This is a genomic window from Nitratifractor salsuginis DSM 16511 (assembly GCF_000186245.1).
Taxonomy (GTDB): Bacteria; Campylobacterota; Campylobacteria; order Campylobacterales; family Sulfurovaceae; genus Nitratifractor; species Nitratifractor salsuginis.
Window position 1 is genome coordinate 1,725,341 of the sequence record NC_014935.1, and the last position, 20,504, is coordinate 1,745,844.

Annotated in this window: 19 protein-coding genes; 8 read left to right on the forward strand and 11 right to left on the reverse strand. The window is 47.8% G+C overall.

The annotated features are described in order from the left end of the window. Positions 1–25 precede the first annotated feature (25 nt). From NITSA_RS08740 to tviB, 7 genes are read right to left on the reverse strand one after another with little or no spacing between them, the layout of a single operon-like run. Entirely contained in the window at positions 26–1,018 is a 993-nt protein-coding gene (locus tag NITSA_RS08740; protein WP_013554656.1) for a glycosyltransferase, read from the reverse strand. Then, entirely contained in the window at positions 1,015–2,478 is a 1,464-nt protein-coding gene (locus tag NITSA_RS08745; RefSeq protein WP_013554657.1) for a lipopolysaccharide biosynthesis protein, read from the reverse strand. The genes NITSA_RS08740 and NITSA_RS08745 overlap by 4 nt, the downstream gene beginning before the upstream one ends. Continuing rightward, positions 2,475–3,050 carry an acyltransferase gene (locus tag NITSA_RS11725; protein ID WP_013554658.1) on the reverse strand — a complete coding sequence of 192 codons (576 nt, stop codon included), beginning with the start codon at positions 3,048–3,050 and terminating at the stop codon, positions 2,475–2,477. Before NITSA_RS11725 ends, NITSA_RS08745 begins: the two co-directional genes overlap by 4 nt. Further along, on the reverse strand, positions 3,050–4,114 hold the full coding sequence (locus tag NITSA_RS08755) for a DegT/DnrJ/EryC1/StrS family aminotransferase (RefSeq protein WP_245526330.1): 1,065 nt from the start codon (positions 4,112–4,114) through the stop codon (positions 3,050–3,052). The genes NITSA_RS11725 and NITSA_RS08755 overlap by 1 nt, the downstream gene beginning before the upstream one ends. Then, on the reverse strand, positions 4,107–5,183 hold the full coding sequence (gene rfbB, locus NITSA_RS08760; protein ID WP_013554660.1) for a dTDP-glucose 4,6-dehydratase: 1,077 nt from the start codon (positions 5,181–5,183) through the stop codon (positions 4,107–4,109). The genes NITSA_RS08755 and rfbB overlap by 8 nt, the downstream gene beginning before the upstream one ends. Further along, the gene (gene rfbA, locus NITSA_RS08765) at positions 5,184–6,056 is read right to left on the reverse strand and encodes a glucose-1-phosphate thymidylyltransferase RfbA (RefSeq protein WP_013554661.1); all 873 of its coding nucleotides are present in this window, start codon (positions 6,054–6,056) and stop codon (positions 5,184–5,186) included. A 19-nt stretch (positions 6,057–6,075) separates the two neighbouring features. After that, a complete protein-coding gene (gene tviB, locus NITSA_RS08770; RefSeq protein ID WP_013554662.1) occupies positions 6,076–7,359 on the reverse strand; it encodes a Vi polysaccharide biosynthesis UDP-N-acetylglucosamine C-6 dehydrogenase TviB in 1,284 nt (427 codons plus the stop codon). 210 nt (positions 7,360–7,569) lie between these two features. Here tviB and NITSA_RS08775 point away from each other — a divergent pair, with 210 nt between their 5' ends. The 7 genes from NITSA_RS08775 to NITSA_RS08805 all read left to right on the forward strand — a co-directional run bounded on the left by NITSA_RS08775 (position 7,570) and on the right by NITSA_RS08805 (position 16,370). Then, positions 7,570–9,912, forward strand: coding sequence for a GumC family protein (locus tag NITSA_RS08775; RefSeq protein ID WP_013554663.1), 2,343 nt, complete (start codon positions 7,570–7,572; stop codon positions 9,910–9,912). Then, complete coding sequence (locus NITSA_RS08780; RefSeq protein ID WP_013554664.1) at positions 9,909–10,664, forward strand: tyrosine-protein phosphatase; 756 nt, start codon at positions 9,909–9,911, stop codon at positions 10,662–10,664. The genes NITSA_RS08775 and NITSA_RS08780 overlap by 4 nt, the downstream gene beginning before the upstream one ends. 24 nt (positions 10,665–10,688) lie before the next feature. Beyond that, a complete protein-coding gene (locus NITSA_RS08785) occupies positions 10,689–11,420 on the forward strand; it encodes a polysaccharide biosynthesis/export family protein (protein WP_013554665.1) in 732 nt (243 codons plus the stop codon). Between the two features lie 3 nt (positions 11,421–11,423). Further along, positions 11,424–12,440, forward strand: coding sequence for a glycosyltransferase family 4 protein (locus NITSA_RS08790; RefSeq protein ID WP_013554666.1), 1,017 nt, complete (start codon positions 11,424–11,426; stop codon positions 12,438–12,440). A gap of 72 nt (positions 12,441–12,512) precedes the next feature. Further along, on the forward strand, positions 12,513–13,160 hold the full coding sequence (locus NITSA_RS08795; protein ID WP_013554667.1) for an outer membrane protein: 648 nt from the start codon (positions 12,513–12,515) through the stop codon (positions 13,158–13,160). 212 nt (positions 13,161–13,372) lie between these two features. Beyond that, on the forward strand, positions 13,373–14,806 hold the full coding sequence (locus NITSA_RS08800; protein ID WP_013554668.1) for a DEAD/DEAH box helicase: 1,434 nt from the start codon (positions 13,373–13,375) through the stop codon (positions 14,804–14,806). A 457-nt stretch (positions 14,807–15,263) separates the two neighbouring features. Then, entirely contained in the window at positions 15,264–16,370 is a 1,107-nt protein-coding gene (locus NITSA_RS08805; RefSeq protein ID WP_148224968.1) for a hypothetical protein, read from the forward strand. A gap of 31 nt (positions 16,371–16,401) precedes the next feature. Here the strand turns inward: NITSA_RS08805 and NITSA_RS11320 are convergent, their stop codons facing one another. The 4 genes from NITSA_RS11320 to NITSA_RS08825 form a co-directional block, all read right to left on the reverse strand. Further along, on the reverse strand, positions 16,402–16,695 hold the full coding sequence (locus NITSA_RS11320) for a c-type cytochrome (protein WP_148224969.1): 294 nt from the start codon (positions 16,693–16,695) through the stop codon (positions 16,402–16,404). A gap of 273 nt (positions 16,696–16,968) precedes the next feature. Then, on the reverse strand, positions 16,969–18,252 hold the full coding sequence (locus NITSA_RS08815) for a TRAP transporter large permease (protein ID WP_013554671.1): 1,284 nt from the start codon (positions 18,250–18,252) through the stop codon (positions 16,969–16,971). Further along, a complete protein-coding gene (locus NITSA_RS08820; RefSeq protein WP_013554672.1) occupies positions 18,249–18,851 on the reverse strand; it encodes a TRAP transporter small permease in 603 nt (200 codons plus the stop codon). The genes NITSA_RS08815 and NITSA_RS08820 overlap by 4 nt, the downstream gene beginning before the upstream one ends. A 115-nt stretch (positions 18,852–18,966) precedes the next feature. Continuing rightward, the gene (locus NITSA_RS08825) at positions 18,967–19,971 is read right to left on the reverse strand and encodes a TRAP transporter substrate-binding protein (protein ID WP_013554673.1); all 1,005 of its coding nucleotides are present in this window, start codon (positions 19,969–19,971) and stop codon (positions 18,967–18,969) included. Between the two features lie 129 nt (positions 19,972–20,100). On the opposite strand from NITSA_RS08825, the gene NITSA_RS08830 reads away from it, so the two are divergent. Beyond that, positions 20,101–20,502 carry a tetratricopeptide repeat protein gene (locus NITSA_RS08830; RefSeq protein WP_013554674.1) on the forward strand — a complete coding sequence of 134 codons (402 nt, stop codon included), beginning with the start codon at positions 20,101–20,103 and terminating at the stop codon, positions 20,500–20,502. Positions 20,503–20,504: the final 2 nt, after the last annotated feature.

A 20,504-nucleotide genomic window follows, 5' to 3' on the forward strand; every position in this document is an offset into this window, starting at 1 on the left:
GCTTTGAACTTTAATTGGCTCCAATTCATCGTTCACCAGTAGATATTTTTCTTAAAATTTTTAAAGCTGATATTAGAACCTTGTGCCTTTTTTTATATAGTCTATCTATTTTGACATATTTAGATGAATATATTGCTTCCTTGATTTCAAAACCCTTCAAATATAGAATAGATAGAGCAAAATATTCTTTATGTCTTAATGCTTCGATTTCATCATTATATTTATTGGTATAAAACTTATTCCATTCCTCATGATTATTCATTCTATTTCTAATGTGTAAGATTTTACTCGTTCTATCTTTTTTTAGATTGGAGGTTACACCTCCCGTGTGTTTGCGATAAACACCAAAAATCTGATTCATATATCTACCTTTACCAAACTGCATCAGATACATCCACAATTGTTTATCTCCTGCCCAATATCTTTCAAATGGAATTTTGGAATAATCTTTTACTATATTACGAAATGAAGCTGTCAGTGTCGCAACTGGACTAGTATCCAATACCATAAGTTCTTTTACTGAAAAATCAAAGTCTCTGGAAAAATTCTTGTGTATTTCTTTTTTCACAAAACCATCTTTTTCGTATGCTATTTTAGTATTGGCACTTACCAATATATATTCATTGTTCTCTTCTAGAAAGCCTATTTGTTTTTGTAACTTTAAAGGGTCAGTCCAATAGTCGTCTCCCTCACATAATGCAATATATTTACCCTTTGCTCTATTTAAATTCTCTATGAAATTTGACATCATGCCAACATTTTGCTCTCTCAGGTTTGCTTTTATTATATTCGGGAATTTCTCGACATACTTTCTAATAATATCAGGTGTTTTGTCTATAGAGCAGTCATCGTCAATAACTATTTCAATAGGAAAATCCGTCTCTTGCATAAGAAAACTGTCGAGTGCTTCCTCAATGAAATTCTCATGGTTGTAAGTAATGGTGCATATACTGACAGTAGGTGATTTTATGTCACCTCGCCAATTTTTCATTATCTCTTGCTCAGTTCTATTAATCATATTTTTATCCTACTATATATTTTTTTACAAACTGGCATTGCCTCAGATATGAAATAAACATATGATCGGATTCCAAGATATTTATTTAGGATCAAATATAATAAGGAGAACATCAGTCCTTCAAAAACAAGCTTGGTAAATGGTTGAAAGAATAAATATTTATTTAATGACTGAACGATCAAGACTATACCCAAAGTCAAAACCCCTTGTATCAAAACTGGCCTTATGATCTTCCATATCGGTATAAATATTTCCTTATGAACAAATGTAACATTCAAATAGACAGCCAGGCTCATAGCAGCCAAATAACCATATAAGTATCCTTCAATTCCCCATCGAAATGCTATAATTAAATTTAATAATCCAATGATCTTCTTATAGATCTCTAGACGTAAAAAAGCTCTAGAATTTCCCCTGCTGCTCAATACATTAACCAATAAAGCGCTTACCGGGTATCCAAAGCTGCTCAAGACCAGTATTTTAAAATAATCTACCGTCTGTAACCATTTCTGACCATAGAGCAAAAGGATCAATTCGTGGGAAAGGACATATAATAGTCCTATCAGAAAAAAAGAAATAAAAACTATAATTCCAAGTGATTTTAGAAATATGTGTTGAAATCTAGGCAGATCTCTTTGAACTTTGGCTAAAATAGGAAAAAGTACAGACATCAGGCTTCCAGAAGAGTACTTCACTATCATGCGATCTAAAGATTTCGCTCTATTGAAGAATCCAAGATCCGCAGCAGAAAAAAGCTTTCCGATCACAAGAGTGTCCAGACGTGTGAATATCGATTCCATCAATCCGGAAAGGAACATTCGAAAACCATATCCCCACAACTGTGTAAGAGCTTTCCACGAAAAATTTAGTGATGGCCTCCACTTGCTCTTGGACCATATAAATATATTGAACAACAAACCTTGAAGCAGAGACTGCACAACCAAACTCCATACACCAAAAGATGCAAAGGCCAGAGAAACACTTACCACCCCACTCATTAGCGAAGAAATCAATGTGATCTTTGTCAACAAAGCATAGTTCAATTCTCTCCGCAATTTAGTACGCTGCACACTGCTGAAAGCATTTATGATAAATGTTAGCGAGATAACGCGAATAAGAACACTCAATGCATCATTATTGAAGAAACCTGCAATAGAATTAGAAGCAATACACACGATTATCGTGAGTAAAAGAGAGGAAACAAGATTAAAATAAAACACAGATGAATAGTGAATGGGTAATACTTTTCTCCGTTGGATCAGAGCCGACCCCAATCCCATATCGGCAAAAATACTCGCTATGCCAATAAAAACCGCAGCCAAAGCTATGAGCCCAAAATCCGACGGTTCAAGTAGTCTTGCCAAAATGACAGAGATCACAAAGCTCATACCATGTTTGGCAATTTTACCTGTAAAATCCCAAATGAAAGCTTTGGCTCCTTGCTGCCTGAGATTACTCAAGAATCTCGATCCTTAATATTGTCTCGAAATAATAAACCTATACGTTCTCTCTCTGGCAATCTTTGGAATTTTTCATAATTTTTCAAGATTTCTTCCTTATTTCTCCTGCCTATACATCTATTCCCAACATAAATACCCCATGGCTCCAAATCTTTAGTCACAACAGAGCCGGCACCCACTGATGCCCCTTCTCCAATAGTCACCCCGGGTAATATCACGCTATTGGCCCCAATAATTGCAAATCTTTCTATATGAATCTTGGCAGTTTTGATATTTCTAAACTCATTGGAAATCGTTGAATTTCCAAATCCATATTCCTTAAAATCATCTGTTCCCGTCACAATACGGCAACCTGATGAAACTGCACTAAAATCTTCCATTACTAATTCTCCGCCACCACTGATTGAGGTGAAAGAAGCGATATGCACATAATTGCCTATTCGTATATTATCCTTGGCATAGATGAGCACAAAATCATCGATGATGATATATTTCCCAAAATCAATATTTTCGATTCCGATAATTTTAGTAAATTCAAAAGTTTTCACATAGGGAATTTGAAATTTATCCATCAAAGCACTTTCTTAATTATATTCAGAATTTCTACTTGTTCAATCTCACTCAATTCTGGATACATAGGCAGAGCCAAAATTCGATTTGACACATCTCTTGATATGGGACAATATTGCTTTGGTTCAATATAACTTAGACTATCAAGTGATGGGAAAAAATAACGTCTTGGAAAAATCTGTGCATCATTAAGAGCTTTTTTTACTTTTAACATTTGAAGTTCGTTTTTGAAAATAACTGGAAAATAACTGTAGTTTTTTGTAGCATCTGGGTTTTTGCACTGAAACTCCACAACCCCATCCAAACCTTTTTCATACCGCTCATAAACATTTTTTCTTCTCAATAATATCTCTTCCATCTCATCGAGCATACAAAGCCCCATCGCCGCTTCGAACTCGTTCATCTTGGCATTGATCCCCAGCTCGGGAATGGACTCTGCATTTTTGATACCGAAGTTGATTAGATACCTCGCCTTTTCAACTAATCGGTCATCGTTGATGATCAAAGCTCCACCTTCAATGGTATGGAAGAGTTTCGTCGCATGAAAGCTCAATGTCGAAATATCGCCATAGTTCAGCAGACTCTTTCCTTTATACTTTACGCCGAAAGCATGCGCCGCATCATAGATCACCTTCAGACCATGACTTTTTGCGATCGCATCGATCACTTCGACTTCGCAGGCATTACCGAAAACATGCACCGGCACGATGGCAGAGGTGTGTGGAGTAATAAGCGGTTCAATATTATCGGGGTCTATGTTGAGGGTTCTAGGGTCGATATCCGCATAAATCGGAAGAATCCCATTGGTGACCAAAGAGCTCGTCGTCGCAACAAAACTGAAAGGAGTGGTGATGGCAAAACCCTTGATATCCAATGTCCGGTAAGCGATCTCCAAAGCCGCTGTGCCGTTGGCTACCAGAACTACATTTTTAACCTCAAGGTATTCGGCAAGTCTTTTTTCGAGCATTTGGACCAGTGGGCCATTGTTCGTCACCCACCCATTGGCATAGATCTCATCGACATACTGCTTGTACTTCTCTTTGTTTGGGAGATAAGTTTTAGTCACGTTGATCAATGTATTTCTCCAAATACCAGTCGATTGTTTTTATAATGCCTGTATCAAAATTCTCATCCGCTCGCCAACCGAGTTCGCTCTCGATTTTTGTCGCATCGATGGCATAACGTCTATCATGACCGGCGCGATCCTCAACAAAGACCAAAAGATCTTTATAGTTTTGGATGGTTGATCTTGGATCTGAAATCGAAGGATTATCCTTAACCGGATAAATTTCATCCAGTCTTTTACAAATGGTATAGGCGATCTGAAGATTGGTCCGCTCATTACGACCGCCGATATTGTATGTCTCACCGCTCTTCCCTTTGTGGTAGACAAGGTCTATCCCCTTACAATGGTCAAGGACATAGAGCCAATCCCTGATATTCTTTCCGTCACCGTAGATGGGAACAGGTTCTCCAGCCAGAGCTTTGCGGATAATAGTGGGGATGAGCTTCTCGTCATGTTGTTTCGGACCGTAGTTGTTGGAACAATTGGTAATGACGCAATTCATACCATAGGTCTTTACATAACTACGCACGATCATATCACTGGCTGCCTTGCTTGCACTATAGGGGCTATTGGGTGCATAGGGCGTCTCTTCGGTAAATAGGTCGTTGGAGTCGTCGCCGAGGCTTCCGTAGACTTCATCGGTCGAGATATGATGGAATCTACATCCCTCATATTTAACCTTGAAAACAAAGGGACTCTTCATCCAATGTTTGTAGGCGACATCGAGCAACGTGAACGTTCCATTGACATTTGTCTCGACAAAGACTCCAGGATTTTTTATGGAGTTGTCCACATGAGACTCAGCGGCAAAGTGAATAACACCCTTTATATCATATTCATCAAATATAAATTCTACGAGTTTACGATTACAAATATCCCCTTTGATAAATTTATATCGTGGATGATTTCCGATCTCTTTTAAATTATCAAGATCACCGGCATAAGTCAGTAGGTCAAGATTGACAATATTGTAGTTGTCATATTTTTCCAAAAAGTAAGGAACAAAGTTACTACCTATGAATCCTGCACAACCAGTGACCAAAATGTTCTTTTTATCATTGGAGAGCATTTAAATATTTTCCTTCGCTATATCCAGAAGGTATTGACCATAGCCCGTTTTTTTGAGTGGTTCCGCCAAACCGATTAATTGTGACCTGTCAATCCATCCGTTACGGTAGGCGATCTCTTCGATACAGGCAATTTTGTAGCCCTGCCTCTGTTCAACCGTTTGCACAAAGAGCGAAGCCTCCATGAGAGAGTCATGGGTACCGCTATCCAGCCAGGCGAAACCTCTTCCCAATAGCTCGACTTTCAGCTTACCTCTTCTGAGATACTCTTCATTGATGGATGTAATCTCCAGTTCTCCCCGCTCTGAAGGCTTGATGGATTTGGCGATCTTCACTACATCGTTATCATAAAAATAGAGTCCGGTCACCGCGAAGTTCGATTTTGGCTTTTCCGGTTTTTCCTCGATGCTGATGGCCCTTTGATTCTCATCGAATTCGACGACACCAAAACATTCAGGATCCTTGACCTGATAACCAAAGACGATTGCTCCCTCCTCCAATGAAGCCGCTTTTTTCAGAAGGGGTGTAAAGCCCTGTCCATAAAAAATATTGTCACCCAAGATCAAGGCCACCCTGTTATTACCGATAAAATCATCAGCCAAGATGAATGCCTGCGCCAATCCTTTGGGACTTGGTTGCACCTTGTAGAAAAACTTCATTCCCAATTGCGATCCATCACCCAGTAACTCTTCAAAACGAGTAATATCATTGGGCGTAGAAATAATCAAAATCTCTTTAATGCCGGCTAGCATAAGAACGGACAATGGATAATAGATCATCGGTTTATCATACACCGGCAATAACTGTTTGCTAATACATTTTGTGAGAGGATAAAGACGTGTACCGCTTCCCCCAGCCAATATGATGCCTTTCATATCGACTCCATCAACCTTATTACAGCCTTCCATCCACTCTCTTACCATCGAGCATCGACTTGATATCGTAGACTACTCGATGCTCATCACTCTCGAGATCCAAATTCTTAAACTCATTATGAGCAACCGCAAGCACAATTGCATCGTAAGCATCGAGCTGTAAACTCTCTTCGGGAACAAGAGAGATGCCATACTCGTGCTTCACCTCTTCCGGATCGGCCCAGGGGTCAAAGACATCGACCTGGGTGCCGAACTCTTGCAACTCTCTAATAACATCAATGACACGAGAGTTGCGGATATCGGGGCAATTTTCTTTGAAGGTGATGCCCAGGACCAGCACTTTGCCCCCTTCGATTCTTTGCCCTTTTTTGATCATCAGTTTGACGACCTGATTGGCGACATAGATCCCCATCTGATCATTGAGCCGGCGTCCGGCGAGGATGATCTCGGGATAATAGCCGACTTCTTGCGCTTTGTGGGTCAGATAGTAGGGATCGACCCCGATGCAGTGGCCACCCACCAGACCCGGCCGGAAGGGGAGGAAGTTCCATTTCGTCCCCGCCGCCTCCAGCACCGCCTGGGTATCGATGCCGAGTTTGTTGAAAATGATGGCCAGTTCGTTGACGAAGGCGATATTGATATCTCTTTGGGAGTTTTCGATGACCTTCGCCGCTTCGGCCACTTTGATACTGGGAGCCAGGTGGGTTCCGGCAGTAATCACGCTGGCGTAGAGCTCATCGATCTTTTTGGCGATCTCGGGGGTGGAGCCGGAAGTGACTTTCAGAATCTTCGTAACCGTATGCTCCTTGTCGCCGGGGTTGATACGTTCGGGGCTATAGCCGCAGTAGAAACCATTTTCGGTCGTTGGTGAGTCGGATGAGATATATTTCAGACCGGAGACTTTTTCGAGGATGGGGACACAGACCTCTTCGGTGGCACCGGGGTAGACGGTGGATTCGTAGATGACGATATCGCCGGGCTTGAGCACCTTTCCGATCGATTCACTCGCTTTGATCAGAGGGGTGAGATCGGGGCGCTTGTGTTTGTCGATGGGGGTCGGTACGGTCACGATGTAGACATTGCACTCCGCAATCTCATCGAGCTTATTGGTAAATTGCATTCCGTTGGCGATCGCCTCTTTGACTTGCGCTTCACTCAGCTCCAGCGTCCGATCGTAGCCGCGGCGTAGCTCATCGATCCGCCATTGGGCGATATCGAAGCCTGTCACCGGATATTTTTCACTAAAGGCATGTGCCAGCGGCAAGCCGACATACCCGAGCCCTATTACGGCTATTTTTGCCATTCAAATCTCTCCCATCCTATATTTAAGCGTAGAGTACTCTCTCTTGACTGAAAAATAAATTATATGTTTTTAACCAGAATACTAGCTGGCTTCAAGCATTGAGAAATTGTGTTTATGAGCTGATTATAAGCTATTCTATATATAATCTGTCTATTTTAATAACCGGATTTATGTTTGATAAGAGATCTGGGCAGGGGATGAGTGTAGTTGATGAATAAAACGGTACATACCCAAAAAGACGAAGACGAACTCGATCTTCGACAGCTGATCACTACGGTATGGCGACACCGCTGGGTCATCGCCATCTCCACCATTCTCGGACTGCTGATCAGCGCCTATGTCGCCTATTTCAAGCCCAACATCTATCAAACGACGGCCACGGTTGAAGTGCAAGTAAAAAACCCCTGGGGATGGGGGCAGCGAAGCGCAGTCAACGTGGCACTCACCGGAGGGACCGTGAGCAGCCTGGCCACGGAAACCAAAATTATTCGCTCCCGATTCGTCGTCGCTAAGGCACTCAAACAGGTCGATTTCGCCCATCACTATTTTGTAAAACATGGTTTCAAACTCAAAGAACTCTACAAAAAATCCCCCTTTACAGTGGAGTTGACCCGGGGATATGGGATCTTCTTTACCCTTTATCCCATGGATGAGAACCGTTTTCGACTCGAAGCCAAACTTCCGGGTGGAGGCCATTATAGTGCCGTACACCATTATGGCAAAGAGGTGCGCACTTCCCACTTTACTCTCGTCGTTCGCAGAAAGCCCGGGGACAAGCTGAAGGAGGATCACTACTTTTTCAGGGTGGACAACCCTCGGAAACTTCCCGCACAACTCAGCGGCCGGGTCGATGCCAAACCTGCCGGAAAACGGGCCTCCATCATCGAAATATCCTTCAACGATACGGTGCCTCTGAGGGATCAGGAATTTACCAATGCCCTGGCCAAAGCTTATCTGGAGCAAAACATCGAACGGCGGACTCTGGAAGCCGAAAAGACCCTGGAATTCATCGATTCCCAACTCAAGACACTGGCGGAGAACCTGAAAATCTCCGCCGCGAATCTGGAACGCTTCCAACGGAAAAACAAAACCATCGATATCGATAAGAAAGTGGAGCGCCTCTCCAAAGAGCTGGGAGAGTATGAAGCGCAGTTGGCCACGCTGCAACTGCAGGGGGATATCCTCGATTCGATGCTGAAGAAGGTGAGGAAAGGGAAAAATCTGGAAACCCTCACCCTGGCCGGCCTGGGGGTTGAAGATGATTCTCTGGCGGGGATCATCGGGAACCTCCGCGAAGCGATCCTCAAGAGAAAAGAGTTGCTCCGGGATTACACATCGGCCTATCCCGAGGTCAAAAAGCTCACATCGCGGATCAATCAGCTTCGACAGATCATCATTCAATCCGTAGGCAACCTCTACCACTCCATCAGAGAGAAAGAGAAATTTCTCCAGGCTCATATGGACAAGCTTCGTCGGCAGCTCGCTTCGCTCCCGGAAGACCAACGAAATTTCCTGGCCCTGCAACGGCGATTCGCCTCCAACGAGAAGTTCTACTCCTACCTGATGGAAAAGAAGACGGAAACGGAGATCCGAAAGGCTTCGACCGTGAGCGCCAATCGGATCCTGGATACCGCCCTCTATCCATCTTCTCCGGTCCGCCCCAAGAGAAAGATCATTCTGATCGTAGGGCTTCTGCTGGGGCTCATTGCAGGCATCGCCTATGCCTTTATCCGGGAATTGCTCAACGATAAAATCTATAGCGAAGAGGAGATCTCCGAGGCGACACAGGTTCCCAAACTCGGAGTCGTACCCCTCTTTCCGAAAAATGCACCCGAAATGGTGGTTTTGGAAGATCCGAAATCGGCGGCGGCGGAGGCTTTCCGGAGTATCCGGACCAATCTACTCTTTATGAACCCCAGAGAGAACGGGCAGGTGGTGGCCGTCACTTCGACGATCGAAGGAGAGGGAAAGACGACGATCTGTACCAACCTGGGAGCCATTATGGCGATGGCGGGCAAGCGGGTGATCATCCTGAATCTGGATATGCGCAAGCCCACCCTTCATCAGAAGATGAACCTTTCCAACCAAAAAGGGATGAGCAACCTGCTCTCCGGACATGCCAAACTACAGGAGGTGATCCAGAAGAGCAGGATCGAAAACCTGGATATCATCCCCTCCGGCCCCACACCTCCCAACCCCAGCGAACTCATCGGCGGGGTAATCCTCCCGGAAGCGCTGAAGGTCCTGAGACAACACTATGACGTGGTTATGCTGGACACTCCGCCCGTCGGCCTCGTCACCGATGCGAGACTGATCATGCGACTCTCGGATATCACCATTTATCTCTTTAAGGCGGGGTATTCTCGGAAACCCTTTGTCAAGCTGATGAATGAGCTCTATCAAGCCAACGGGAACAAAGGGCTCGGCTACATTTTAAACGCCTTCAACCCCAAACACCATGCCGGCTATGCTTATGGTTACGGCTACGGATATGCTTACGGATATGGCTATTATGGGGAAGAAGACAAAAAGGGTAGAAAGAAGAAAAAGTGATCGGCCGATGGTTCAAAAAAAAGAGGATGGACCGGACAGAGGATAACGGAGAGAAAGTCGTACTGCCCTTCGTGACCGATCTGCATTCCCATCTCTTGCCTGGCATCGACGACGGGGCAAAAACCCTCCAGGAGTCTTTGAAGCTTTTGAGCGGGTTGGAAGCATTGGGATATCGGAGGATTTACACAACCCCGCACATTATGAGCGACAGCTACCGAAACAGCAGCGAAACGATCAGAAAAGGTTTGGAGAAACTACGAAGCGCAGCCAAAGAGGAAGGCCTCACCCTGAAGATCGATGCGGCTGCGGAGTATTATCTGGATGAACTGCTCTTCGAGCGTCTCGATCAGGGGGATGTCCTGACCGTTGGAAACCGCCTCCTGCTCTTTGAAACCTCCTACTACAATGAACCCCTGCAGTTGGAAGAGCGTATCTACGAAATCTCGGCCAGAGGGTATCAGCCCCTGATGGCTCACCCCGAACGCTATCGATATGTCAAGGATCCCGAAAATTTTTACGGCAGACTCAAATCCCTTGGGGTCCTCTTTCAGGTGAATATCAACTCACTGGGGGGATACTATGGAAAAGATGCCGGTGACAAGGCATTATGGTTGGCAAAAAGAGGATGGATCGATTATCTGGGAAGCGACATGCACGGAACGAAACATTTGGAATTTTTGCAAAAAAGCTTTGGAGCAGAAGCCTTTAAAGAGGCCATAAGCAATAATTGTATATTAAATGATACAATTTGACGATTTGTAAAAAGTGAGGGTAGGATGTATAGAAAAATAGTGCTGGGAATGCTTGGTCTTGCAGTGCTTTTTGCCGTTTCGGGGTGTGGACGGGACCGCACACTCCTGCAAACCGATCAACCGGTCGTGATCAAAACGAAGGGAAAGATCTCTTACGATTACCGGATCAAACCGAACGATCGGGTGGCGATCACCGTCTATAAATATCCGGAATTGACCCCCACGAGCATGAGTGAAAAAGGAATTTTGGTCGATTCCCAGGGGTATGTATCCCTCCCTTTGATCCACCGGGTCCATTTGGCTGGCTTGACCCAGACCCAGGCGGCGAAGATGCTGGAGCGTCGTTACGGGAAATATCTGAAGGATCCCTCTCTCAACCTGGAAGTGATGAACAAACGCGCCTATATCCTGGGTGAAGTCAAAAAACCCGGTCCAGTGCCGCTGGATCGGGAAAAGACCACTGTTTTCGAAGCCATTGCGATGGGAGAAGGCTTGACCGACGATGCCGTACGGGACAATATCCTGGTCCTCAGCCATGACAGCCGAGGCAATCTGGAATTACGGCGTATCGATTTGAGCAATTACCACAATATCGCGCTGAGCAATATCACCATCAAGCCCGACGATGTGATTTATGTACCGCCCAGCAGTTGGAAAGAGTTTCGGATCAACAGTCAAAATTTCACCTCGGTCTTCAAAACGATCTCCGACATCGCCCAACCCTTCGTCACCCTGCATTATCTCTTCGACGATTAAACCGTGCAGCTTGCGGCAGTACTCTTGACAAGTGCCCTGGCGGCCGGGCTGACGGCTGTGACGATTCCCCTCCTGATCAAACAGGCTGAGGCGCTTTCTCTACTGGACACCCCCTGCCAACGCAGTGTCCATTTTCGACCCGTTCCGCGCGGGGCCGGGATTGCCTTTGTCGCCTCTTCCCTTCTGGTGCTCGCCCTTTTTGACAAAAACCATCTTAACGGTTTTTGGTGGATCTATATCGCAATGCTTGTCATATTGGTGACAGGGATTCTCGATGATCGTCACGAATTGACACCAAAAATAAAATTTTTGGGAATCCTCGCCGCGACAGCGCTGATCTGGGAAGGCGGCTTGCGCATCGATCAAGTGGGCAACTATCTCGGCTTCGATCTTTCCCTGGGCTGGTTGGCTTTCCCTTTCACCTATTTTGCCGTGGCAGGGTTTACCAATGCCCTGAACCTGATCGACGGTCTGGACGGCTTGGCCGGAGGGATCGCCTGGATGATCCTCGCCTTTTTCTTTTGGCTGGGGTGGGTTCACCACGATCATTTTCTGATCATTTTCTCTTCGGTATTTTTGGCAAGTGTGACTGTTTTCCTCTTTTTCAATTGGCATCCGGCAAAAATTTTTATGGGAGACAGTGGATCGCTCAGCCTGGGTTTTCTCATCTCCGTTCTGTCGATTTATGCTCTAAAATACATTCCCTCGGTGTCGGTACTCTTCATAGGTCTCTACCCGATCGTCGATACACTCGTGGCGATGATTCGGCGAAAAAGATCCGGACGTTCCGCCAGCCAACCCGATCGCTGCCATATCCACCATCTGATTCTCAATCGCTTCGGCAGGGTGCCTCAGAGTGTGCTGTTGATCATAGTCCTGCAAACGTTTGGATTGCTTACGGCAGTGTTGATACCTGAGGGAACGAATCAGGCTCCACTGCTTATCTTTTTCGCTTTGATCCTTTGGCTCACTTATCGTTGGGTCCTAAAAGAGATCCGTCGCCAGGGGCTTGAATGTTGAAAAGTTTGATTGAATAATCTATAAGAAAACTTACGTTATACTCGAATCAGACTATTTGGGGAGAGGGAAAGTATGCAAAAAAAGATCAGAAAGTATGTGGGAGGATGGGTAGTTTTGTCCTCTCTGCTGCTTGCGGGCGGTGACGTCGCACCCGTGCCTGTCGTGCCGGTAGAGAATGGAACAAGCTGTCTCTATATCGGTGGAGGAGTCGGTGCACGCAGCCTCTATGCGGACAAGCTGGATTGGGGATTCGACACTATACTGGGGCAGGACAAAGTAGCTGACCTCTTTGCGGTAGCCGGATGTCGTTTCCATAAATACCTGGCAATCGAAGGGCGGATAGGCAAGAGCTTCTTTGAGCGCGATTACTCCGACTCCTGGTATGCAAGCATCTTCCTGAAGCCGATCTATGATGTTACAAACGATTTCTCCGTCTACGGTCTGCTCGGTTACGGATATACCCATGCCGAAAAGTACGATGGACACGTTCCCGCCCCGGCCAACGAGATCGGGGATACCATCGTCTCTACCGGAAGTTTCCAATGGGGCCTGGGGGCCAGCTACGACATCAATGAAAAGTGGACGCTCTTCGCCGACTATGTCTGGATGCTTCACAATAAATCGATTCCACCTCAAAAACTCTATAATTACGATCCGCCGAAGCGATGGCACAAACTGAGTATCGATAATATCAACATCGGTCTGCTCTACCACTTCTGACCCCTCCTGCGTGCCCCCTTGCTTTTGGGGGAGGAAGCCGCTAGAATACGGCACCAAATCAACCCACCAGGACATGGTGAGCTTTTCTTCCGTACGATCCTGAGTACCTCCGCGTCACAGACTGTATCGCTTCACGATCCACTCTCATTTCACCGGCAGCATTCAGCCCGCACCCAATGAGGCTCTCGCTATGCCTGAAATGAAAGTAGACTATGACCTTCGAAGACTTCAACTTCAAACCCCAACTGGCCCAGGCCATCAAAGAGGCGGGATTCCGCGAACCCAGCCCTGTACAAAAAGAGGCGATCCCCCTGATCCTGGAGGGGCGCGACCTCATCGCACAGGCCCATACCGGTACCGGCAAAACCGCCGCCTTCGGACTTCCCGTGCTTCAGCAGCTCAGTTGCGATGGCAGCGTCGAAGCCCTGGTGATCGTCCCCACCCGGGAGCTGGCCACCCAGGTCAGCGATGAGATCTTCCGCTTCGGCAAAGCTCTGAGCATCCGCACCGCCACCGTTTATGGAGGCAGCTCCTACACCCGGCAAATCCAGCATGTCCAGAGTGCCTCGGTAGTCGTCGCCACTCCCGGCCGCCTCATCGACTTGCTCCAAAGCGGTAAGATTTCCCTCTCTCCCCGATTCGTCATCCTTGACGAAGCGGATGAGATGCTTGACATGGGCTTTCTCGACGATATCAAAGAGATCTTCACTCATCTCCCCGAGAGTCGGCAAACCCTCCTCTTCTCCGCGACCATGTCCAAAGAGATCCGCACTCTGGCCCAACGCATCCTCAAGGATCCCGCCACCGTCTCCATCACGGGAGGCAATGTCACCAATGAAAAGATCCGCCAACTCTTCTACGTCGTCGACGAGCCGGAGCGGGATGATGCCCTGGTGAGGCTGCTCGATTACAAAAATCCCGACAAGAGCATCATCTTTTGCCGGATGAAAAAAGAGGTGGACCGCCTCAGAGACTTCCTGGCAGCCCAGGGATACGACGCCAAAGGTCTGCACGGAGATATGGATCAGCGTCAACGCGAAGCGACGATCCGCGCTTTCAAAAACGGCCAGGCAGAGATCCTCATCGCCACCGATGTCGCCGCCAGGGGCTTGGATGTCAACGATGTCAGCCATGTCTTCAACTACCACCTCCCATTTGATCCCGAGAGCTATGTCCATAGGATCGGCCGGACCGGACGTGCCGGACGGGAAGGAACGGCAATCTCCATCGTCTCTCCCCACGAGTTCCGCTCCCTCCAGCGAATCCAGAAGAGTGTCGGCTCCTCCATCGAAAGCCGCATCATTCCGAGGATCGAAGAGGTACGCGCACAGCGCAGCGATGCCCTGATTCAGCGCATCGAAAAGCAGGAGGTCGATACCGCCTCTTACGAACTGATCGAAGAACTCAAAGAGGAGTATGACCTCACGACTCTCGCCTGCAAACTTCTGAGTATGCTTCGGGACGAGGAGGAAGTCCGGGGAGCTGACCGCATTGGCAAGGATCTCAAGGAGATCGAGCGTCTATTCACCCGTATGAAAGAGGAGCGTCATTACAAGAAGGGACGGGGCGGCCGAAACTACAATAACAATCGCCGCCGCAACGACCGTTCTGGAGGATATCGCAAAAAAGAGTCCGGTCGCCGCTGAGGCTCACGACTGACCTCTCTTAATCCTTCTCCTCTTTTCTTTCATCTAATCCATTTAATATTATGACAAACTTAATCAAGATGCATATATGTATAAACAATTTTAATTATTATTTAATGGTAATCGCAATACTATAATTAAATAGACCATATAAAAGGAGGATAATATGGTAATATTAAGAAAATATGGGCTTATTGCTATGACGGTAGGTGGCGTAGTTTTGTTGGTCGGATGCGGAGGGGGCGGTGGAACGCCCCCGGTATCCCAAAATGGTGTTTGCAATAAGTTCGTCCCACAATGGACAAAGCAAACCCGTTCCATACAGAGCGTTGATGACATCAAAAAAGCTCTATCCCCTGCCTGGATCATCAAAAACGGTGACTTTTATATGTTGAGTAAAGGGGCCGTTCAAATCTCCGAAAAATCGAGCTCTTCTACAAAGCGGATTTTCAAACGTATGGCGAGCGGGAAGTGGATGCTGCAGACGTTGGATAAGAGAAAAGAGGCGTCGCTCATAGGTATACAGTTGCGCGTCGCAGATCAAAACTGGACCTATGAGTGTCAATTCGGCGGAACCCTGAGCTTTACAAACGACAGTGTGGAAAACGATTTCAAATACACCTACCGTTTCTCGGAGTGTGAAGATTCCTCTGAAATCATGGAAAAACTGTTTGACGCTTTGTTTAACGGAGAGCCCATGGCCCAGCCGGAGCCTGAATCCAACGATACGATTTTCCATTACAATGGGACCGTCTCTGAAGAATTGAAAGAGTGTGGAGAAGAATCTTGTGCCTATGCCGAGGAGTTGAGCTTCAATGCATCACAGTTCTCGGCAACAACGGTACGGAGTGATGAAGACGTCAACGGTTCCTTCGGTATGAACCTCTCACTCTGGGCAGGGGCAGGACCCGACAGCGACGATATCCATTACGCTTCACTCCAAGCCGACGGATGCGTTGCCATTGACGGCACGGACAACGACGGATACCTGCTCAAAGCGAATCTAAGTTTCAACCGGTTAAATGTCGATATCAACTCTACGACAGAGATCGAACCTCTCGTGCGACAGCAGGGCAAGAGTATGGCTCAAAACCATAGCAATGAACCGGAGCGTGTCCGTGTGAACCTGGATGGCTATGCCGGTCTGCAGGGGCAGTTCCGTGAAGATGACGAGAGCAATCTTACCTCTCTGGATTCCTATCAGTTCTATGCCGAGGGGGTGACCATCGACAATGTTTACGACAATGATAGCGAAGACGACAATCTCACCGTCAGTGGAAAGTTCGGTGACGCTTGTATGCAGGGAGTCGTCACCTACCAGGGTACCGTAGGGCCCCAATGGAATGACAAAAGTGTTCCTATGGATGGCAACCTCAGTCTGAACGACGGTGAAGCGACGGTCGTCTTCAATGAGGAAAACGTCACATTCCTGAACAACAGTGGGGGTATACTTCAAACCTTTGTCGGTGGACCCGATGAAAATGTTTCCTGGGACGATTTGACCGATCCACAATGTAGCAAAATCTACCGTGATCTCTTGGACAATTTCTTCCCGTTTCAATAAAATCTCTTCATCTCCCCGCTTGGGGAGTATCTCAGTGGGGATGGACGATACCTTTCAAGAATATTTTTCGACGCTCGATGCCCAAGAGTGTCGGACGGGTCAGGTCGGGGTAGGTTCCGTGCAAGCCTTTGCCATCCAGCCCGTGACACCCGGCGCAGACACTGCTGAAATACATTTGCGCATCCCGGGAATAGGAGTGAGGGCATCGATGGCCGCCAAGCTTCATCACATAGCATGCAATCTCCGGAGCCGACTCTGGCGGCACATATCCCCCCTCCATTTCACCGCCGGGAAATCCCAGGGTATGGGAACCGTGATTGATCACATTGACGATATAGTGGTAAAGGTATTCCGGCGTATCGATTTGCCGCAGCTCCTCTCTTGCCTTATCTCTGTCTATCGAAGGCTTTGATATGAGCGAGGAGGGGCTTTGATGGATAGAGTGTTCATTTGCCCTCTTCCGCAAACTTTCTATGACCCCATAAAGCACCAGAGCCACAATGATCACAACCGTCAATCGGATGGTCCAGCGCCAATATTTTATGTTCCACTCCTTCTACTTTTCAATCCAATATCAAGGTAACTCAATGAAAACAGCTCAATGCCCATACATCATATTGGGCAGCCAAAGGGCGATCTGAGGAATGTAAGTCACCAACAAGAGCCCGACGAGGATGGTCAAGCTCCAGGGAAGAGAATAGACGATGACATCCTTGAGGCTCACCCCGGTAATCCCGCTGGTGACAAAGAGGTTCAGCCCGATGGGTGGGGTAATCATGCCCAATTCCATATTGATCGTCACGACGATCCCGAAATGGATGGGATCGATGCCCAGGGCGATGGCCACCGGAAGAAGCAAGGGCACCATAATCATAATGATGGCGCTGGGCTCCATAAAGTCCCCGGCAAAAAAGAGCAGGATATTGACGAAGAGTAGAAAGAGTATCGGCCCTACGTGCATCCCGATCAGCCACTCGGTAATCATCCGCGGTACATTCTCCAAGGTCAGGAAGTGGGCGAAAAGCATCGCATTGGCGATGATGAACATGATCATCGCGGAGGTCTTGGCCGCATCCAGGAAAACCCGGGGCAGGTCCCGCCAGGGAATGTCCCGATAGATGAACATACTGACGAAGAAGCCCCAAACCGCCGCCACCGCCGCCGCCTCGGTCGGGGTGAAGATGCCCCCGTAGATCCCGCCGATGACGATGAGGATGGTCATCAGCGCCCAGGAGGCTTCACGCATCTTTTTCAGGCGGACCCGCCAGGGCTCGGGCTCCGTTCGCTTGAAACCCAGGCGACGGGCACCGATGTAGGTCACCGCCATCATCATCGCCCCGATCATCAAACCGGGAACGATCCCGGCGATGAAGAGTTTGCCGATACTCTGCTCCGCGGTCACGCCATAGACGATCATGACGATCGAGGGGGGGATCAAAATCCCCAGGCTTCCCGCCGTAGCCACGGTACCGATGGCGTAACGCTTGGGATAGCCTGCTTCCTCAATGGCACCGAACATAATCGAACCGATCGCAACCACCGTCGCCGGGGAGCTGCCGCTAACGGCGGCGAAGATGATGCTGGCAAAGATCGCCGCCATAGGCAGGCCCCCGGGGAAATGGCCGACCATCGATTTGGCGAATTCGATGATCCGTCGGGCGCTGGACCCCTTGGAGAGGAGGCTACCGGCCAGGATGAACATTGGAATCGCCATCAAAGAGTAGCTTTCGACCTTCTCGAAAATCATCGAAGAGATTTCGATGGGTGAGAGCTGGGTAAAGCTCACCAGCGTCAGAAAGGTGGAGGCCCCCAGAGCCACGGCCAGAGGAGTGCCGATCAGCATCAAAAAGGCGAAGAGTCCAAAGAGTGCTGCAACACTCATAGCATCCCTCCTGTCTTTTTCTCAACCCGGCGCACCAGTTCCTCTGGCGCAGCTTCTTCCAGCTCCGCCAGGATCATCTCGGCTTCACTGTGGCGTACCACCTCTTCGGCTGGAGTGTGCCAAATCTCGATGAACTTTTCCGCCACCCTCCAGGCGGCGAAGGCGAAAGAGACAGGGATCACCGAATAGGGAATCCACATCGGAATATCCAGATCGATAGAGCGCTCATCTAAATCAATCGTCAGAAGGAGATACTGATAACCGTACCAACTCACCGCTGCCAGATAGATGAAAGTAACGAAATGGGAGAAGAGCATCAAAGCTTTGGCGACTCGGGGGGAGAGCTTTTCCAAGAGGATCGTCACGGCGATATGGGCATCTTCCTTGAAGCAATAGGCCGCCCCAAAAAAAGCACTCCAAAGAAAAAGATAGACCGTCAACTCTCCTGCCCAGGTGAGAGAAGAGCCGAAGACATAACGCGCCACGACATTATAGAAAGCCAGAGCCACTCCGCCGGCAATCCCGATAGCAGCAATGGATTGATTAATCCAACCGATCACCCGACTAATCCAGGCAAAAACTTTCTTAAGAAACTTCATCTGCCCCTCCCCTCAATCGAGTTCAAAACTCTCAAAAATTTTCAACTCGACTGATTAAAAATCTAAATCCAATTCCACTCACTAACGACCAAGACCCAAGTAAGCGACAGAGCGCTTACTTGGTATTCTGTGCCGCCTGGATCAGGTCTTTGCCGATGAGTTTGGGGTCGTAGAACTCGGGGTAGATCACTTCCATCGCCTTTTTCCATTCGGCGATCTGCTCGGGAGTCAGCTTGGTGATCTGAAGCTTGCCGGTCTTGTCGGCATACTCTTTGATCTTGGCAAATTGGCTCTTGTCCAGCTCAATAGCCCATTGACGCTCTTTGGCAGTCGCCTCTTTCATCGCCTGCTTCACATCGGCTTTGAGATCATCGGGAAGCGAATTCCAGAATTTTTTGCTCATCACGACCAGATAGCCCAGGTAGCCGTGGTTGGTGAGGCTCATATATTTCTGTACTTCGTAGAACTTCTTGGTGTAAATGTTGGAGTTGGTATTCTCCTGACCGTCGATGACTCCCTGCTGAAGGGCCGAATAGACTTCGGAAAAGGGCATAACCTGTGGAATGGCACCTACCGCTTTGAACTGAGCTTCAAGCACCTTGGAGCTCATAATGCGGAATTTGAGCCCTTTGCAGTCGGTGGGGTGGATCAGAGGGCGCTTGGAGTCGGTGATCTGCTTGAAGGCGTTGTCCCAGAAATCGAGAGCAACGAAGCCTTTGGCCGTCACCATATCTTTGAGCTTCTGACCCACGGCACTGTCCTGGACCCGGTGGAGATGATCAATGTCTTTGAAGAGGAAAGGCAGGTCAAAGAGTGCCAGTTGGGGGACGATTTTGCCGAATTTGGAGAAGGAGGGGCATGCCATCTGGACCGAATTGAGGCGTAGTGCTTTGAGTACAGCGCTGTCTTTGTAGAGCTGACTGTTAGGATAGACCTGCACATCGATACGCCCCTTGCTTAACTCTTCCAGACGTTTCGCGAAGAAGTCGGCCGCTTTGCCTTTGGGAGTGTTGGGGCTGACGACGTGGCTGAATTTAAGCACATAATCCGCAGCCGAAGCAGAGAGAGACATTGCCGCAGAGACTCCCAGGGCCAACAGAGCATTTCGTACCAATTTCATTTTTTCTCCTTTTAATTTGGGTTTGAAGCTTCAAGTATAGGGGAAGATGGCTTAGACAGACTTTCGAAATTTATCAAATAACTAATCATTATGCTACAATTTTACAACAAAGCGAAGATAGGAATATAAATGAAAAAAACAATGTTGGTTTCGGCTATGGCTCTGCTCCTTACCGCCTGTGCTCCTTCACCCGAAGCCCCCGACGGTCATCGAGAGCATACTCCTACTGGACAAAGAGCACATAGTGCCAAACAATATGAAGATCTCGGTGTCCGTTATATCACCGGTGACGGCGTGCCAATCGACGGCTACAAAGCGGTGAGCTATCTGGAACGGGCCTGCAGCATGGGGCGTGCCAGCGCCTGCAATGGAGCCGCCTTCATCTTCGCCGATGCCGAAGGGGGCGTAAAGCAGGACTATAGAAAGGCTCTGGACTACTGGAGCCGTGCCTGCCGGCTGGGTGATCGGACCGGCTGTGCCAATTATGATTTGGCCCAGGACAAGCTGCGGGAGCTGCGTGCCTCCCATTGATC

Bases quoted from the DNA above. Each gene is read 5' to 3' on its own strand.
- tviB (WP_013554662.1), bottom strand. From the start codon at position 7,359: ATGGCAAAAATAGCCGTAATAGGGCTCGGGTATGTCGGCTTGCCGCTG.
- rfbA (WP_013554661.1), bottom strand. From the start codon at position 6,056: ATGAAAGGCATCATATTGGCTGGGGGAAGCGGTACACGTCTTTATCCT.
- NITSA_RS11725 (WP_013554658.1), bottom strand. From the start codon at position 3,050: ATGGATAAATTTCAAATTCCCTATGTGAAAACTTTTGAATTTACTAAA.
- NITSA_RS08830 (WP_013554674.1), top strand. From the start codon at position 20,101: ATGAAAAAAACAATGTTGGTTTCGGCTATGGCTCTGCTCCTTACCGCC.
- NITSA_RS08820 (WP_013554672.1), bottom strand. From the start codon at position 18,851: ATGAAGTTTCTTAAGAAAGTTTTTGCCTGGATTAGTCGGGTGATCGGT.
- NITSA_RS08795 (WP_013554667.1), top strand. From the start codon at position 12,513: ATGCAAAAAAAGATCAGAAAGTATGTGGGAGGATGGGTAGTTTTGTCC.
- NITSA_RS08815 (WP_013554671.1), bottom strand. From the start codon at position 18,252: ATGAGTGTTGCAGCACTCTTTGGACTCTTCGCCTTTTTGATGCTGATC.
- NITSA_RS08805 (WP_148224968.1), top strand. From the start codon at position 15,264: ATGGCGAGCGGGAAGTGGATGCTGCAGACGTTGGATAAGAGAAAAGAG.
- NITSA_RS08740 (WP_013554656.1), bottom strand. From the start codon at position 1,018: ATGATTAATAGAACTGAGCAAGAGATAATGAAAAATTGGCGAGGTGAC.
- NITSA_RS08825 (WP_013554673.1), bottom strand. From the start codon at position 19,971: ATGAAATTGGTACGAAATGCTCTGTTGGCCCTGGGAGTCTCTGCGGCA.
- NITSA_RS08775 (WP_013554663.1), top strand. From the start codon at position 7,570: ATGAATAAAACGGTACATACCCAAAAAGACGAAGACGAACTCGATCTT.
- NITSA_RS08785 (WP_013554665.1), top strand. From the start codon at position 10,689: ATGTATAGAAAAATAGTGCTGGGAATGCTTGGTCTTGCAGTGCTTTTT.
- NITSA_RS08800 (WP_013554668.1), top strand. From the start codon at position 13,373: ATGACCTTCGAAGACTTCAACTTCAAACCCCAACTGGCCCAGGCCATC.
- rfbB (WP_013554660.1), bottom strand. From the start codon at position 5,183: ATGCTCTCCAATGATAAAAAGAACATTTTGGTCACTGGTTGTGCAGGA.